This window comes from Saccharothrix isguenensis (assembly GCF_052936305.1).
Map to the genome: position 1 here is coordinate 6,682,824 of NZ_CP193626.1, position 15,594 is coordinate 6,698,417.

General features: G+C 72.1%; 14 protein-coding genes. 7 read left to right on the top strand and 7 right to left on the bottom strand.

What is annotated here, in order from left to right; genetic code table 11:
* Nucleotides 1-12 precede the first annotated feature (12 nt).
* On the top strand, nt 13-1,179 hold the full coding sequence (locus ACRAKI_RS29945) for an anhydro-N-acetylmuramic acid kinase (protein WP_447003835.1): 1,167 nt from the start codon (nt 13-15) through the stop codon (nt 1,177-1,179).
* Nucleotides 1,166-2,722 (top strand): sodium:solute symporter, encoded by a 1,557-nt coding sequence (locus ACRAKI_RS29950; RefSeq protein WP_447003836.1) that lies wholly within the window; start codon nt 1,166-1,168, stop codon nt 2,720-2,722. Before ACRAKI_RS29945 ends, ACRAKI_RS29950 begins: the two co-directional genes overlap by 14 nt.
* Nucleotides 2,723-2,781: 59 nt before the next feature.
* Here ACRAKI_RS29950 and ACRAKI_RS29955 read toward each other — a convergent pair whose 3' ends face one another.
* Nucleotides 2,782-3,999 (bottom strand): S1 family peptidase, encoded by a 1,218-nt coding sequence (locus ACRAKI_RS29955; protein WP_447003837.1) that lies wholly within the window; start codon nt 3,997-3,999, stop codon nt 2,782-2,784.
* Between the two features lie 180 nt (nt 4,000-4,179).
* Nucleotides 4,180-5,115 carry a GNAT family N-acetyltransferase gene (locus ACRAKI_RS29960; protein ID WP_447003838.1) on the bottom strand — a complete coding sequence of 312 codons (936 nt, stop codon included), beginning with the start codon at nt 5,113-5,115 and terminating at the stop codon, nt 4,180-4,182.
* A 374-nt stretch (nt 5,116-5,489) separates the two neighbouring features.
* On the opposite strand from ACRAKI_RS29960, the gene ACRAKI_RS29965 reads away from it, so the two are divergent.
* The 3 genes from ACRAKI_RS29965 (at nt 5,490) to ACRAKI_RS29975 (ending at nt 7,834) form a co-directional block, all read left to right on the top strand.
* A complete protein-coding gene (locus ACRAKI_RS29965) occupies nt 5,490-6,656 on the top strand; it encodes a cytochrome P450 (protein ID WP_447003839.1) in 1,167 nt (388 codons plus the stop codon).
* Nucleotides 6,657-6,785: 129 nt separating this feature from the next.
* On the top strand, nt 6,786-7,121 hold the full coding sequence (locus ACRAKI_RS29970; RefSeq protein WP_184923848.1) for a hypothetical protein: 336 nt from the start codon (nt 6,786-6,788) through the stop codon (nt 7,119-7,121).
* 14 nt (nt 7,122-7,135) lie between these two features.
* On the top strand, nt 7,136-7,834 hold the full coding sequence (locus ACRAKI_RS29975; protein ID WP_447003840.1) for a lysophospholipid acyltransferase family protein: 699 nt from the start codon (nt 7,136-7,138) through the stop codon (nt 7,832-7,834).
* Here ACRAKI_RS29975 and ACRAKI_RS29980 read toward each other — a convergent pair.
* Complete coding sequence (locus ACRAKI_RS29980) at nt 7,797-8,456, bottom strand: DUF2306 domain-containing protein (RefSeq protein ID WP_447003841.1); 660 nt, start codon at nt 8,454-8,456, stop codon at nt 7,797-7,799. The two genes, ACRAKI_RS29975 and ACRAKI_RS29980, sit on opposite strands and share 38 nt — an antisense overlap.
* A gap of 155 nt (nt 8,457-8,611) precedes the next feature.
* On the opposite strand from ACRAKI_RS29980, the gene ACRAKI_RS29985 reads away from it, so the two are divergent.
* Both ACRAKI_RS29985 and ACRAKI_RS29990 read left to right on the top strand, forming a co-directional pair.
* Nucleotides 8,612-9,652, top strand: coding sequence for a sensor histidine kinase (locus ACRAKI_RS29985; RefSeq protein WP_447003842.1), 1,041 nt, complete (start codon nt 8,612-8,614; stop codon nt 9,650-9,652).
* Nucleotides 9,649-10,296, top strand: coding sequence for a response regulator (locus tag ACRAKI_RS29990; RefSeq protein WP_447003843.1), 648 nt, complete (start codon nt 9,649-9,651; stop codon nt 10,294-10,296). The genes ACRAKI_RS29985 and ACRAKI_RS29990 overlap by 4 nt, the downstream gene beginning before the upstream one ends.
* Here the strand turns inward: ACRAKI_RS29990 and smc are convergent.
* Genes smc through ACRAKI_RS30010 form a run of 4 tightly spaced genes read right to left on the bottom strand, consistent with a single transcriptional unit; the run spans nt 10,293 to nt 15,581 of the window.
* A complete protein-coding gene (gene smc / locus ACRAKI_RS29995) occupies nt 10,293-14,045 on the bottom strand; it encodes a chromosome segregation protein SMC (RefSeq protein ID WP_447003844.1) in 3,753 nt (1,250 codons plus the stop codon). The two genes, ACRAKI_RS29990 and smc, sit on opposite strands and share 4 nt — an antisense overlap.
* Nucleotides 14,046-14,103: 58 nt before the next feature.
* Nucleotides 14,104-14,748, bottom strand: coding sequence for an anti-sigma factor family protein (locus ACRAKI_RS30000; protein WP_447003845.1), 645 nt, complete (start codon nt 14,746-14,748; stop codon nt 14,104-14,106).
* Nucleotides 14,745-15,251 carry a sigma-70 family RNA polymerase sigma factor gene (locus tag ACRAKI_RS30005; protein WP_447003846.1) on the bottom strand — a complete coding sequence of 169 codons (507 nt, stop codon included), beginning with the start codon at nt 15,249-15,251 and terminating at the stop codon, nt 14,745-14,747. Before ACRAKI_RS30005 ends, ACRAKI_RS30000 begins: the two co-directional genes overlap by 4 nt.
* A 33-nt stretch (nt 15,252-15,284) precedes the next feature.
* Nucleotides 15,285-15,581 carry an acylphosphatase gene (locus ACRAKI_RS30010; protein ID WP_447003847.1) on the bottom strand — a complete coding sequence of 99 codons (297 nt, stop codon included), beginning with the start codon at nt 15,579-15,581 and terminating at the stop codon, nt 15,285-15,287.
* Nucleotides 15,582-15,594 lie beyond the last annotated feature (13 nt).

Below are 15,594 nucleotides of genomic sequence, written 5' to 3' on the forward strand. Positions count from 1 at the left end.
AGACCACAGGGCGTGAGGGTGATCGGGCTCATTTCTGGCACCTCGATGGACGCCATCGACGTGGCCGTGGCAGAGCTGTCCCTGGACGGCCTGACCGTCGTGCTGACCCCCGTCGAGCATGCCGAGCACCCGTTCCCCGAAGAGCTGCGCGAGCCACCGACCAGCGCCGCCGACCTGTGCGCGTTGGACACCAAGCTCGGCCAGGCGTTCGCCGCCGTCGCCGCGCGGTACCGGGGCGACCTCGTGTCGTCGCTCGGCCAGACCGTGCACCACTGGGTCGAGGACGGGCGCTGCCTCGGCACGCTCCAGCTCGGCCAGCCCGCGTGGATAGCCGAAGCCACGGGACTGCCGGTGGTGGCCGACCTGCGGGTCCGGGACGTCGCCGCCGGCGGGCACGGCGCGCCGCTGGCGAGCACGCTGGACGCGCTGTGGCTGGCCGGCCTCGCCGAAGCCGAGGGCAGGCCGGCGACCGCGCTGAACATCGGCGGCATCGCCAACATCACCAAGGTCTCGCCCGGTGGTGTGATCGCCTACGACACCGGACCGGGCAACGCGCTCATGGACGCGGCCATGACCGTGCTCTCCAGCGGCCTGCGCACGCAGGACACGGACGGCGAGTTCGCGCGCCGCGGCCAGGTGCACGCCGAGCTGCTCGACCGGCTGCTGGCCGACCCGTACTACGCCCGGCCCGCGCCCAAGTCCACCGGCAAGGAGCACTTCAACCGCGCCTACCTGGACCGGGTCTCCGAAGGGCTGACCATGCCCGCCGAGGACTTCCTGGCCACGCTGACCGAACTCACCGCGCGCACCATCTCCGCCGAGTGCGAGGGTGCCGTCATCGGCTCCGGCGGCGGCATGCGCAACCCCGTGCTCGTCGAGTCGTTGGGCCGACTCGTGGACCTGCGCACGAGCGACGAGCTGGGACTGCCCGCGGCGGGCAAGGAGGCCTACCTGGCCGCCCTGCTGGGTTTCCTGACCTGGCACGGACTGCCCGCCAACGTGCCGTCCGCCACCGGCGCCGCCGGCCCGCGACCGCTGGGGTCGATCACCCCCGGCCGCTACCCGCTGCGCTTGCCCGAGCCCGTGATCACCGCTGTGACGGGATTGACGATCCGCCGCCAAGAGCGGCAGTCAGGCCAAGAGTGCCAGGAAGATGGAGGAGACCATGCGCGCACTTGATGTCGGCATCATCGTGCTGTTCCTGGTGGGCATGCCGCTGCTGGGCGTGTGGATCGCGGGGCGGCAGCGCTCCGCCACCGACTACTTCGTCAGCGAACGCCGCATCTCGTGGTGGGTGGTGTGCGTGTCGGTCGTGTCGGCCGAGACGTCCACGCTCACCGTGCTGAGCGTGCCGACCATCGCGTACCTGGGCCCGATGACGTTCCTGTCGCTGGCCGTGGGCTACCTGATCGGCCGGATCGTGGTGTCGTTCGTGCTGCTGCCCAAGTACATCGCGGGCGAGCTGATCACCGCGTACGGGTTCCTCGGCAAGCGGTTCGGCAACAACATGCAGAGCACCGCGTCGATGACGTTCCTGATCACCCGGCTGCTCGCGGACGGCCTGCGGCTGTTCGCCACCGCCATCCCGATCAAGGTCGTGCTCGTCGCGTACGGCGTGGACGTGTCGTACTGGGTGATCGTCGCGGTGCTGGGCGTCGCGATGGTCGTCTACAGCTTCCTCGGCGGCGTGCGGGCCGTGGTGTGGGTCGACGCGATCCAGATGCTCTGGTACGTCGTCGGCGCGTTCGCGGTGATCATGGTGCTGAACGGGAAGCTGCCCGACGGGTGGTTCTCCGCTGCGGCCGACGCGGGCAAGTTCCAGATCTTCGACCTCGACGCCAGCCCGCTCACCTCGCAGTACGCGATCGTCACCGCCTTCATCGGCGGCGCGGTGCTCTCCATGGCCTCGCACGGCGCGGACCAGCTGATCGTGCAGCGGCTGATGGCCACCAAGGACGTGCGCGCGGCGCAGAAGGCGCTGATCGCCAGCGGCGTGGTCGTGTTCCTCCAGTTCGCGCTGTTCCTGTTCATCGGCGTGATGCTGTGGGCGTTCTACAAGGCCGCCAACCCGGTCAAGGACCTCGGGCTCAACAACAACGACGAGCTGTTCGCGAACTTCATCGTCAACGACATGCCGTCGGGCCTGTCCGGGTTCGTGATCGCGGGCATCCTGGCGGCGGCGTTGTCGTCGTCGCTCGGCGCGCTGGCCTCCTCGACCGTGACGGACATCGTCCAGAAGGTCGTGCGGCGGCCGATGACCGAGGCGGAGGTGTTCCGCCAGGGTCGGATCTGGACCGTGGTCTGGGCCGGCCTGCTGATCGTGTGCGCCGGCCTGTTCGCCACGCTGACCCGTCGCGGTAACCCGATCGTGGAGCAGGGCCTGTCGATCGCCGGGTTCACGTACGGCGCGCTGCTCGGCGCGTTCCTGCTCGGGCTGCTGTTCCGCAAGGCCAAGCAGCTCGACGCGATCGTGGCGTTCGGCGTCACGGTGGTCGTGATGGCGTTCGTGATCCTGGGCGTGAAGTTCGTCGGCCCGGAGGCCGCCCTGCGAATCGACTTCGCGCCGGCGGCGCCCGCGCAGAAGATCGTCTCGCTGGCCTACCCGTGGTACACGCCGCTCGGCGTGCTGGTGACGTTGATCGTCGGTGGCCTGATGTCGTTGCGCCACAAGGGCTACCAGCCGCCGGACGTCGACGAGGCGGTGGCCGTCAAGGCGGCGTGAGAACGGGTGGTCGGCCGGCGCGTCTCCCGCGCCGGCCGACCACCCCTCACGTCACGGCGTCACCAGAGGGTCGCGCCGTAGGCGCCCTGGTAGTACGGCACGCTGAGCGCGGCCGGGTAGTACCAGGACACGTTCGCCACGCCGACGACCTGGCCGCAGCGGTCCCTGCCGCCCACGGTGTAGAGCTGCGCGCCGCTGGTCACGCCCTCGGCGGTGCGGGTGCCCGAGTTGCGGTAGTTGGAGCCGCCCGAGTCGCCCGGCTCGACGCACGCGTTGTGCCGGGTCAGGTCGTAGACCGTCAGGCCGCCGGTGTAGGTGACGGTCTGCCGCTTCGCGGTGATGGTGCCGCAGGTCAGCTTGGTGGTCCGGCCCGACTTGCAGATCGCGGTGCCGACCGGGGAGTCGCTGTGCCCGCTGACGGTCACGATGCCGCCGTTGGGCGGGTTCACGTCGACCCACGCCCCCTGCGTCCACGCACCGGTGTTCGTGACGCGGATCAGCGCGTCGTCGTAGGACGGGAAGAACGCGGCCTCCACCGAGCCGATCACCACGTTGCCCTGGCCGCGCACGACGGAGCCCGCCGCGCCGCAGTGCCCGGCGGTCAGCACGTACCGCGCACCGGTGGTCGTGTTGCGCATGTTGAAGCCCGCCGAGCAGCCGCCGTTCGGGTAGTCGAGGTCGTCACCGCCGTCGAGGAACGCCGTGGTCCGCGGCTCGGTCGTGGCGGTCTCGACCCGCACCGCGTCGCCGTACCGGGCCAGGGTCCTCAGGCCCTTGGCCCCCTTCAGCGCGGTGACGGCAACGGTGTTGGTGACCGGGTCGACCGACCAGCTGGTGAGGCCTTCGACGGCCGCCTTGTCCGCCTGGCCGGGAGCGGCCTTGCGCTGGGCGTCGCCCTTGCCGCCCGCGAGCGCGTCCAGTTCGGCCTTGACGGCTTCGAGGTGGCTCTCGCTGTGCTTGACCACGCGTGCCCGTGCGCCCGCGGCGGTGACGACGCCCGCCCGGTTCGCGTCGGTCACGCCGACCACGAGCTTGCCCGACGCGCCGTCGAACCAGGCGCCGCCGAACACCCCGCCCAGCCGTGCCTCCAGCACGTCGTCGAGCCGGTCGGCCTCTTCCTGCTGGACCGCGCGTCTGTTCGCCTGGTCTGCGTCCAGCCCCAGATCGCGCTGCATCGCGGCCAGCACGTCACCCGGGAGCCGTCCTTCCGCGCCCGGGGGTTCCGTGCCCCGGGATTCCGCGCCGGCGACGAGGGCGCCGGAAAAGGCGAGAATCACGGCGACGGATCCGGTGAATGCACTGCGAATTGATTTGCGCATGCGACTACCCACTTCCCATCGAGTGGTTGAGACCATCCGACCTGCGCGGATGGGCTTCACCGATGAAATCGGCAGACGCACCAGAGCGTTTCTACGACATTTGGGGGAACCGGTGCGGCGCACCGGGGAAAAGATCAATCAGGCCGCTTTACCGATTCGGTAGGCGACGAGTTCGAGGTGGAGTCGAAAACCGAGCCGTTCGAACAACCGCTGTGAGGACCGGTTCCCGTCGAGGATCGCGGCGGCGGCCTGCGGTCGTGCGCCGGACTTCTCGGCGAGCTTCCAGACCAGCTCGGTGACCAGCGCCCCGCCCACACCCTGCCCGCGCACGTCCGGTTCCACGGCCACGAAGTCGAGGTAGAACTCGCCCGGCTCGGCCTTGCCGGAGGCGTAGCCGAGGACCCGCTCACCGTCCATCGCGACGACCACGGTGTGCGAGCGGCTGCTGTCCACGAGCCTGCGCCCCGACAGGTACGTCTTGGGGAAGCACCGCTCGTGCAGCACGGCCACCGCCTCGTGCACCGCCGGGTCGGTCGGCAGCACGCGCATCTCCCGGGCCGGTCCGGTGCGCGGGCAGCTCGCCTCGCGCAGCAGCAGGGCACGCAGCCCGTCACCGCCCAGGACGTGGATGCCGCACGCACGGGCGGCGGAGAAGCCGTGCCGTTCGGCGAACGCGGCCAGCTGCCGGTGCCCGGTGTGGCCCAGCAGCTCCCGGTCGACGACGCCGTCGAGCAGCGGCGCGGCGCGGGAGTAGAGGGCGTCGGCGGTCTGGTCCCAGATCCGGCTGCCCGCCGGGTGGTTGACCGGGACGTCGACGAACGGCCCGTGCAGGTAGGCGCGGCCGGACTCGGCGTCGACCTCGACGCTGAGCGCGCCGCACACCCGGCCGGAGTCGTCGGTGGCGACCACGGTGCACGAGGCCCAGTCGGGCTCGAACTCGGCCAGCTCCGCGGAGATCTCGCCGAGCGCCTCGCCGAGGTAGCCGATGTGGTGCGCGTCGTCGGCCTGCAACCGGAGGATCAACGCGAGAACGGCGTCCAGGTCGTCCTGGGCGGCGGGACGGATGTCGTACATGTCTGGAATGGTCACCCGCGAGGTCGGACGAACGCGAGGGAGTTTTCGGTGCTGGTGGGGCGGGACGTGACGGAGGTCGCCGAGCACTGCGCCGCGTTCGTCGCAGGCGCGGTGGAGCGGGAGTGGACGGCGGTCGTGCCGGGCCTGGACTGGACTGGACGGTCGCGAAGACCGTCGCGCACCTCTCGGACCGCCTGCTCCGGAACTCCATGGACCTCGCGGCCGGTCCGGCGGAGTTGAGCACGTGCGACGTCGGGGTGCGGCCGGAGCCGGCGAGGAAGGTGCCGGCACGGATGTTCCCCGAGGCGCCGACCTGCCGAAGCGCACCGGATGGCGCTGGCACTGCGCTCCCCCGGGCTCCTAGCGTCGAGGTCATGACGGACGACGTCCTCGACATCCCCTTCGCCGACGCCTTCGCCTTCGACCCGTCGCCCACCTGGGCGCGGTTGCGGGAGGAGGCGCCGGTGATCCGGGTCCGCACCCTCACGGGCGCGCTGGTGTGGCTGGTGACCCGCTACGACGACGTGAAGCTGGTGCTGGCCGACCCGCGGTTCTCCCGTGCGGGCGTGGTGGCGGCGGGCGCGCCGCAGGTGGGTGTCTCCCGGCCGCTGCCCGGCACCCTGCCGACCACGGACCCGCCCGAGCACACCCGGTTGCGCAAGCTCGTGTCCGGCGCGTTCTCGCACCGGCGGATCGAGCGGACCCGGCCGTGGGTGCGCGAGCTGTGCGAGAAGCTGGCGGACGACGTGGTGGACGGCGCGGACCTGCGGCAGGTTTACGCGCTGCCGTTGCCGATCCAGGTCATCTGCACGCTGCTCGGGGTGCCGTACTCCGATCGGGAGCGGTTCCGGGAGTGGGTCGAGGTCGCCTACAGCCTGGAGCTGGTGGACCAGCCGCGGGTCGAGGCGGCGATGGCGAGCCTGCTGGACTACATGGGCGCGGTGGTGGCGGCGAAACGGCACGAGCCGCGGTCGGACGACCTGCTCGACGAGCTGTGCGCGACGCCGTTGACGCACGACGAGCTGGTCGCGTTCGCGGTGAACCTGCTGGTGGCGGGGCACGAGACGTCGGCCAACCAGATCACCGGCTTCGTCGCGACCCTGCTGCGGGAGCGGTCGCGGTGGGAACGGCTGGTGCGCGAGCCGTCGCTGGTGCCGAGCGCGGTGGAGGAGCTGATGCGGTTCACGCGGCTGAGCGAGGTCGGTCAGCTGCGGGTGGCGCTGGAGGACGTGGAGATCGCGGGCGTGGTGGTCCGCGCGGGCGACGGCGTGATGGCGGCCATCGGCTCGGCCAACCGCGACCACCGCGCGTTCGCCGCACCGGACCGGCTCGACCTCGGTCGAACGCCGAACCACCACCTGGCGCTCGGTGCCGGCCCTCATTTCTGCCTCGGGGCGCAATTGGCCCGGATCGAGCTCCAGGAGTCGTTGACGGTGTTGACGCGGAGGTTCCCGGGACTGCGCGCGGCCCGGCCGGTGGAGGACCTGGCGTGGCGGAAAGTGCTGGTCAACGGCCTGGCGGAACTGCCGGTGCGCATCTGACCCGGCCACCTCGGACGGCTCGGTGGACGACGGGCGCGGGGGCCGGGAGCCCGGATCGACACGCCGACACGACGTCACCGATGACCGACATCTATTGCCGCGCGTTTCGCGTTGGGGAACCCTGGGAGGGTGAGCGAGGAAACGATCCAACTCGAACTCAACGACAGCGGGGTGGCGGTAGACCTACCGATGCCTGCCAACCAGCGGGACACCGTGCAGGAGGTCCCCTACAGGCCGGTCGAGTTCCGTGACGACGACCTGCCCAACGCGTTGGAGCGCGCGGCCTCGTGGCTGCGGCAGACGCAGGACTGGCTCGGTGAGGCGGTCGACGTGATCGCGGTCCACCTGGACTACGACGACACCAAGGGCTCTCCCTACTACGCCCTCAAGTTGCTCTGCAACGAGGAGGACTTGGCGGGAGTGCCGCGGCTCGTGCGCGAACACGATCGCACTACTGACGAGTAAAGTAAGCTGCACGTATGCCAGATCGCGTGTACCCGCCGGTGATCGCCGCGGCCAAGCTGATGTTCCGCGTGCTCGACATGCGGATCACCGTGGAGGGCGCGGATCACGTGCCGGCCACCGGCGGGGCCGTGCTGGCCTCCAACCACGTCTCGTACCTGGACTTCATCTTCGCCGGCTACGGCGCGCAGCCCGCGCGCCGGATGGTCCGGTTCATGGCCAAGCACGAGGTGTTCAAGCACCGCGTGTCCGGCCCGCTGATGCGCGGGATGCACCACATCCCGGTGGACCGGGCCGCCGGGCAGGCGTCGTACCAGCACGCGTTGGACGCGCTGAAGTCCGGTGAGGTCGTCGGGATCTTCCCGGAGGCCACCATCAGCAGGTCCTTCACCGTCAAGGAGGTGAAGAGCGGCGCGGTCAGGCTGGCGGCGGAAGCCGGCGTGCCGCTGCTCCCCACCGCCGTGTGGGGCACGCAGCGGCTGTGGACAAAGGGCAGGCCGAAGTCGCTGACGCAGCGCCACGTGCCGATCACGATCATCGTCGGCGAGCCGATGGAGCCGACCACGGACGCGGCGCTGCGTGAGCGGATGCAGGAGCTGCTGGACTCGGCCCAGGCCCGTTACCCGGACTCGGGCGAAAACCAGTGGTGGCAGCCCGCCCACCTCGGCGGCAGCGCGCCTACGCCGGAAGAGGCGAAGCAGCTGGACGCCCGCTGACCCGTCCGCGCCGCAGCACCCATTCCGCGACCAGGAGGTTCGGCACCCACGAGCCGAACGGCATGAACAGGTACGCGGACATGAAGTCGCCGGTCACGGGCATCAGCAGCAGCACGCCGAGGCGCAGCGCCACCCCGGCGTAGACCATCGCGAAGGCCCGCACCATCCACCGGCGGTGGGCCGGCACGTCGCCGGCGCGGACCGCCCGCAGGCCCAGCAGCGGGAAGGCCACCGACAGCACGGCCAGCAGCCCGAAGCCGGCCGTGCCGATCCAGCCGGCGGCGCTGAACGGCGCGAGCACCCCGCCGGCGGCGCCACCCGCCACCATCGCGACAACGACGACCCGGCCCAGCGCGCGGTGCAGGCGCGGGGCCTTGGCGCGCACCCGCGTCGACAGTTGCAGCGGTGACAGCAGCAGCGCCGGCCCGCTGACCACCATGTGCGCGTACAGCACGGCCCGCGTCCACCCCGGTTGCGCCGCGTAGTGCGCGGCCAGCCCACCACCCTCGGCCGCCATCTCTCCCAGCGAGGTGGTCAGGTACGGCAGCGGCGCGTACACCGCGATCGCCCCCGCGGTCAGCGCGAGCCACCAGAGACCCACCGTGCGCTGTTTGGTCACCATTCGTCCCCCTTCGTGCGTGCGATGGGCGGAACGCTAGGGACGGGCACGTGTGCGGTCGCCACTCCCGACGGGGCGATGTGCCTCCCTCGCGCGAGGGAGGCGCGGTCGACCGAAGGGCGTTGCGGACGGGGGTGGTGCGCGGGGGACGATGAGCCGTGCCCCACCGCACCGATGTCTGGTTGGCCGCCGCGCTCGTGGTCGCGTCGGTGGTGGCGGCCGTGCTGGTGGGTGCGAACCCGCCGCACCGGCCGCTCGACGCACCGGGACTGGCGTTCACCGTGGTGTCCGCGCTGTGCCTGCTGTGGCGGCAGGCCGCGCCGATGCCGGTGCTGGTGGCCACCGGCGCGCTGGTCGTCGGCAACGCGGTGGCCGGTTACCCGCCGACCATCGTGCAGTGGCCCGCGTGGATCGCCACGTTCACCGTGTTCGCCACCTACGGCTGGGTGCGGCGTGCCGTCGGTGCGGCGGTGACGGCCCTGTCGGTCGCCGGTTACCTGGCCTTCGACTTCGGCTCCGTGGACGCGGCCGAGGTCTTCGGCCTGGGCATGATCTTCGTGATCGCCGCGGTCGCGGGTGACGCCGCCCGCAGCCGCCGGTCGTCCGCCCGGTCCGAGCAGGCCCGGCTGCTGGCCGAGGAGCGGACCCGCCTGTCCCGCGAGCTGCACGACGCCTTGGGGCACGCGGTGAACGTGATGGTGATGCAGGCCGGTGTCGGCCGGCGGGTGTTCGCGGACAACCCGGCGTTCGCGCGCGAAGCGTTGGGGCACATCGAGAACGTGGGCCGGGACGCGCTCGGCGAGTTGGACCGGCTGCTGAGGGTCGTGCACTCCGACGACCCGCCGCCGGACCTGTCCGAGCTGGCCGACCGGGTGCGCGCGGCCGGCCGGGAGCTGCGGCTGACCGGTGACGTCGAGCTGGCCCGGGGCACCGGTCGGACCGTGCGGCGGATCGTGCAGGAGGCGGTGACCAACGCGTTGCGGCACACGTCGTCCGGGCGGATCGACGTCGACCTGGCCGTGGCCGGTGGCTCGGTGGTGGTGGAGGTCGTCAACGAGGCGCACGGGCTGGCCGTGCCGACGCCGGGACGGGGGCTGGTGAACATGCGCGAGCGGGCGCGGCTGGAGGGGGGCTCGTTCGAGGCGGGACCGTTCGAAGGCGGCTTCCGGGTGCGGGCGACGTTGCCGGTGCGGCCGTGATCCGGGTGCTCCTGGTCGACGACGACGCGCTGGTGCGGGGCGGGCTGAAGGCGCTGCTCCAGGCCGAGGCCGACATCCTGGTCGTCGGTGAGGCGGCGGACGGCGCGTCGGCGGTGCGGTCCGCGGTGGCGGTGCGGCCGGACGTGGTGGTGATGGACGTCCGGATGCCGATCCGCGACGGGGTGTCCGCGACGCGCGAGCTGATGGGTCTCGCCGGGAGGCCGCGGGTCCTGGTGCTGACCACGTTCGACCTGGACGAGGTGGTGGACGACGCGATCGCGGCCGGAGCGGACGGGTTCCTGCTGAAACGGGCGTCACCGGAGGAGCTGGTGGCGGGCATCCGCGCGGTGGCGGCGGGTGACGCGGTGGTGTCGCCCTCCGTGACGCGACGGCTGTTCGAGGGGTACGCCGCCCGCACCGCTCCCGACCGCGCACGGGCCGCGCGGCTGACCGGGCGGGAGGCGGACGTGCTGCGGGCGTTGGCGCGCGGGTGGTCGAACCCGGAGATCGCGCGGGCGCTGCACCTCTCGGTCGAGACCGTGAAGACGCACGTCAAGCACGTGCTGGCCAAGCTGGACGCTCGCGACCGGACGCAGGCCGTGGTGTGGGCGTACCGGACCGGGTTCGCGCACCGGGACGACTAGGCAGGGTCGGCGGGCGGTGCCGCTTCTGCCTCCGGAGCGGGCACGGGTCCGGCGGGCGGGGCCATGTCGGCTCCTGGAGCGGACGCGGGCTCAGCGGCGGGCTCAGCAGCGGCTTCGGCGGCCGGAACGACCTTGCCCTCCGCGACGGCGGCAGCCATCCTGGCGCGTTTCGGCTTGTCCTCGCCGCGCAACCGCTGCGAGATCACCTGGCTGATGCCGTCACCGCGCATCGACACCCCGTACAGCGCGTCCGCGATCTCCATCGTCGGCTTCTGGTGCGTGATGATCAGCAGCTGCGAGTGCTCCCGAAGCTGCTCGAACAGCCCGATCAACCGGTGCAGGTTGGTGTCGTCCAGCGCCGCCTCGACCTCGTCCATCACGTAGAACGGCGACGGCCGCGCGCGGAAGATCGCCACCAGCATCGCCACCGCCGCCAGCGACTTCTCCCCACCGGACAGCAACGACAGCCGCTTGACCTTCTTCCCCGGCGGCCGGGCTTCGAGCTCGATGCCGGTGGTCAGCATGTCGCCCGGCTCGGTCAGCACCAGCCGGCCCTCGCCACCCGGGAACAGCACCTTGAACACGATCTCGAACTCGCGCGCGACGTCCTCGTAGGCCGACGAGAAGACCTCCAGGATCTTGTCGTCGACGTCCTTCACCACGGTCAGCAGGTCGCGCCGGGTCGCCTTGATGTCCTCCAGCTGGTTGGACAGGAACTTGTAGCGCTCCTCCAGCGCCGCGAACTCCTCCAGCGCCAGCGGGTTCACCTTGCCCAGCAGCGACAGGTCCCGCTCGGCCCGCTTCGCCCGCCGCACCTGGGTGTCCCGGTCGAACGGGATCGGCTGCGGCGGCGTCACGGCCTCACCGCGCTCCTTCGCCGCCTCGTACTCGGCGACTTCCTGCTGCGACGGCGGGATGAACACGTCCGGCCCGTACTCGGCGACCAGGTCGTCCAGCCCGATGCCGAACTCCTCGGCGACCTTGGTCTCCAGCTGCTCGATCCGCATCCGCTGCTCGGCCCGCAGCACCTCGTCCCGGTGCACGGCGTCGGTCAGCTTCTCCAGCTCACCGGACATCTCGCGGACCAGGTTGCGGATCTGGGCGAGGTACGTCTCGCGCTGCGTCCGGCGTTCCTGCGCGGCGTCGCGCTCGCGGGCGGCACGGGCCAGTGAGGCGGCGATCTTCTCCAGCGCGATCTCGCCGCCGCGCACCACGGCCTTCGCCACCACCGCACCGCGCGCCCGAGCGGCGTGCGCCCGCTGGGCGCGTTCCCGCGCCTCACGTTCCGCACGCGCCGCCCGCCGCAGCCCTTCCGCCTTGCCCTGCAACGCACGGGCGCGCTCCTCGGCGGTCCGCAGCGCCAACCGGGCGTCGACCTCGCCCTGACGCGCGGCGGCCAGTTCGGCGGCCATCTCGTCGCGGTGCGCGGTGTCCGGCTCGTCGTCCAGCGGCTGCTCCTGCGCCACCAGCAGCCGTTCCTCCAGCTCGGCGAGCTTGAGCAGGTTCTCCTCGCGGGCGGCCTCGACCTTCTCCCGCTGCACCCGCACGCGCTCCACCTCGGCCTCGGCCGACCGCACCGCCGACGCCAGCCGGTTCAGCCGCTCGGACGACCGGGCGCGCCGCACCTTGGCCTCGTTGAGCTGGTCCTTCACCGCGGTGACCTCGGCGCGGCGCGACTGCTGCTCGGCCCGCGCGCCCTCAAGAGCGGCAGCGGACCGCTCCAGCGCGCGCTCCGCCAGCGCCAGCTTCTCCGACGCCTCGTCCACCGCGGCCTGCACCTCGATGACGCTCTGGCTGCGCCCGGACCCGCCGACGGCCCAGTCCGCGCCCAGCACGTCACCGTCCCGCGTCACCGCCCGGACCGACGGGTGCGCGTCCACCAACGCCCGCGCGGCGGCCAGCGAGTCCACCACGGCGACCTTGTCCAGCGCCCGGTGCAACGCGGGCCGCAGCGGCTCGGGCGCCTGCACCTGCTCGACCGCCCACCGCGCCCCCTCGGGCAGCGCGGGCCGGTCCGACCGGTCGACGCTCACCGCCGCACCGCCCACCAGCACCCCGGCGCGACCGGTGTCCTGCTCCTTCAACAGCTCCAGCGCCGCCACCGCGTCCGCACCGGACGCCACCGCGACCGCGTCCGCGATCGGCCCGAGCGCCGCCGCCAACGCGACCTCCGCGCCCGGCTCCACGGTCAGCAGCGCCGCGACCGACCCCAGCAACCCCGGCAGCCGGGACGCCAGCAGCGCGCCCGCGCCGTCCTTGCGGGTCAGGCCCAGCGACAGCGCGTCCACCCGCGCCTTCCACGACGCGATGTCCCGCTCGGCCGTCCGCTCGGCCTTGACCAGCTCCTCGACCCGGCGCCGCGCCGCGTCGTCCGCCTCCACGGCCAGCCGGTGCCGCTCGTCCAGCCCGACGTCGTCCTCGTCCTCGGTCCCGGTCATCTCCCGGGCCTCGGCCAGCTCCAGCTGCACGACCTCGGACCGCTCGACCGCCTCGGCCAGGGCGGTCGACATACGCTCGATCTCCTCGGCGGTCGCGCTCGTCTTCGACCGCAGCGCCTCCACCTGCCCGGACAACCGGGCCAGGCCCTCGCGCCGGTCCGCGATCGCCCGCACGGCGGCCAGGTGCGCCTTCTCCGCCGCGGACACCATCCGCTCCAGCTCGGCCCGCGTCTCCACGGCCTCGGCCAGCCCGATCCGAGCCTCCGTCACACCGTCCTGGAGCTCCTGCTCCAGCACGGCGGTCTGCTCGGCCTCGGCCTCCAACTCGTCCGGGTCACGCCCGCCGCGCGGCGCGTCCACGGCCGCCGACAGGTGCCGTTCCCGCTCCACCGCCAACCGGACCGTGCCGCGCAGCCGCTCTTCCAGCGCCGACAGCCGGTACCAGGTGTCCTGGGCCTGCTGGAGCTTCGGCGCGTCCGCCGCGACCTGGTCCTCCAGCTCGTTCTGCTGCACCTGCGCCAGCTGGAGCGACTTCTCCACCTCGGCGCGGCGGGCGCGGGCGGCGGCCTCGTCCTGCTCCTCGCGGGCCAGCGCCTCGCGCTGCGTCACCAGGTCGTCGGCCAGCAGCCGCATCCGCGAGTCGCGCAGCTCGGACTGCACGGTCTGGGCGCGGCGGGCGATCTCGGCCTGCTTGCCCAGCGGCTTGAGCTGACGGCGCAGCTCGGCGGTGAGGTCGGTGAGGCGGGTCAGGTTCGCCTGCATCGCCTCCAGCTTCCGCAGCGCCTTCTCCTTGCGCTTGCGGTGCTTGAGGACGCCCGCGGCCTCCTCGACGAACGCCCGCCGCTCCTCGGGCTTGGACTCCAGGATCGCGGCGAGCTGGCCCTGGCCGACGATCACGTGCATCTCGCGGCCGATGCCGGAGTCGCTCAGCAGCTCCTGGATGTCCATCAGCCGGCACGAGTTGCCGTTGATCTCGTACTCGGTCGCGCCCTCGCGGAACATCCGGCGGGTGATCGACACCTCGACGTAGTCGATCGGCAGCGCGCCGTCGGAGTTGTCGATGGTCAGCGTCACCTCGGCGCGGCCGAGCGGCGCGCGACCGGACGTGCCGGCGAAGATGACGTCCTCCATCTTGCCGCCGCGCAGGTCCTTCGCGCCCTGCGTGCCCATCACCCAGCGCAGCGCGTCGAGGACGTTCGACTTGCCGGACCCGTTCGGTCCGACGACGCACGTGATGCCGGGCTCGAAGCGCAGCGTGGTAGCCGAGGCGAAGGACTTGAAGCCCTTCAGCGTCAGGCTCTTGAGGTGCACGCGGGGCAGAGTACCCGTGCGGGCGTCGGACCGGTCGTAGGCACGCTGACCAGCGGGATCACGGTCGAACCGAGACCAGCACCCGCGTGTCGACGACCAGGTCGAGCCGTTCTATCCGGTCCACCGGGAACGAGGTCGACCCCGGGATGCGCTCGTCCGGCGCGTGGTCGGTGCCCCACCAGCCGGCGATCTCGGTGCGCCCGGCGCGGTCGTGCACGATCAGCTTGCAGCGGGCCCCCTCGGGCATGTTCTCGATCTTCATCCACAGCTCGGTGCCCCAGGACTTGCCGACGAGGTCCGCGCTGGCCACCACGCCGGACGCGCCGTCGGTCGCGTGCCACGTCACGGTGGCGGGGTCGTCCCCCGTCAGCCGCGGCACCAGGACCCCGGCCAGCGCGACGAGCACGACCAACACCCCCGCGCCGACCAGCACCGGCCACCGACGCCGGCGCGGCGCGGGCGGCTCCGGTTCGGCCTCCGCGGGCAGCGGCCACAGGTCCGGCTCGGGCGCCGGCTCGTCGAACGGCAGCTCCAGGTCCGCCGGGTGGACCTGGCCGAGCAAGCCGGGCAGCGGCGCGAGCCGCACCATCTCCCGGCGGCAGGTGGAGCAGCCGCGGACGTGCCGTTCGAACGACGATCGCTCCACCGGGTCGAGGGAGCCGAGCAGGTACGCGCCGAGCGCGACGGTTTGGGCACAGGTCATGACTCTGTGACCCCCCGCTCCTCCAGTGCGTCGCGCAACGCGCGCAGGGCGTAGAAGCAACGCGACTTGACCGTGCCGGGCGGGATGCCGAGCACCACTGCCGCCTCGGCGACCGAACGCCGCCGGTAGTACAGCTCGACGACCACGTTGCGGTGGTCGGCGCTCAGCGCCCGCAGCGCCTCGGCGACCTGCCAGCTCTGCAGGACGTGGTCCACCTCGTCCGCGACCGGGGGCAGGTCACCGGGCTCGATCGGCACTTCGGAGTTCCGCCCGCCGCGCTTGCGGAAGCCGGAGATGACCAGGTTCCTGGCCACCGTGTAGAGCCACGGCCCCGCGTCGGCGGGTGTCAGCTCGTCGGCGTGCTTCCAGGCCCTCAGCAACGTCTCCTGCACCACGTCCTCGGCGTACTGGTGGTCACCGCCGACCAGACGCAGGACGTAGCCGTGCAGCGGGCCGCGCCAACGGCCGTACAGCTGCCTGACGACATCTTCGCCACGGTCCACATCGAAGTAGTACGCCACCGGGCCCTTGGACGTTCACCGTTCCACGAAACCGGTGAGCCCACCGCGGGCCTCGGACCAGCGTTCCACGACCGAGTGCACCCGACCGGGGGTATCGCCGGAACGGAGCGCGACCAGCAATTCCCGGCACGCGGACTCGGGACCTTCCGCGTTCACCTCGACGCGGCCGTCACGGAGATTGGACGCCGAACCGACAAGTCCCAGCTCAAGCGCTCTCGCGCGGGTCCACCACCGAAATCCGACGCCCTGCACCTGACCTCGCACCCACGCGGTGAGGCGCAGGGTCCGCTCTGCTTCAGCCACAACAACCATCCTGTCATTTCAC

Coding starts and splice junctions, on each gene's coding strand:
- ACRAKI_RS29950 (WP_447003836.1), top strand. CDS start 1,166: ATGCGCGCACTTGATGTCGGCATCATCGTGCTGTTCCTGGTGGGCATG.
- ACRAKI_RS29960 (WP_447003838.1), bottom strand. CDS start 5,115: ATGTACGACATCCGTCCCGCCGCCCAGGACGACCTGGACGCCGTTCTC.
- ACRAKI_RS29965 (WP_447003839.1), top strand. CDS start 5,490: ATGACGGACGACGTCCTCGACATCCCCTTCGCCGACGCCTTCGCCTTC.
- ACRAKI_RS29975 (WP_447003840.1), top strand. CDS start 7,136: ATGCCAGATCGCGTGTACCCGCCGGTGATCGCCGCGGCCAAGCTGATG.
- ACRAKI_RS29980 (WP_447003841.1), bottom strand. CDS start 8,456: ATGGTGACCAAACAGCGCACGGTGGGTCTCTGGTGGCTCGCGCTGACC.
- ACRAKI_RS30000 (WP_447003845.1), bottom strand. CDS start 14,748: ATGACCTGTGCCCAAACCGTCGCGCTCGGCGCGTACCTGCTCGGCTCC.
- ACRAKI_RS30010 (WP_447003847.1), bottom strand. CDS start 15,581: ATGGTTGTTGTGGCTGAAGCAGAGCGGACCCTGCGCCTCACCGCGTGG.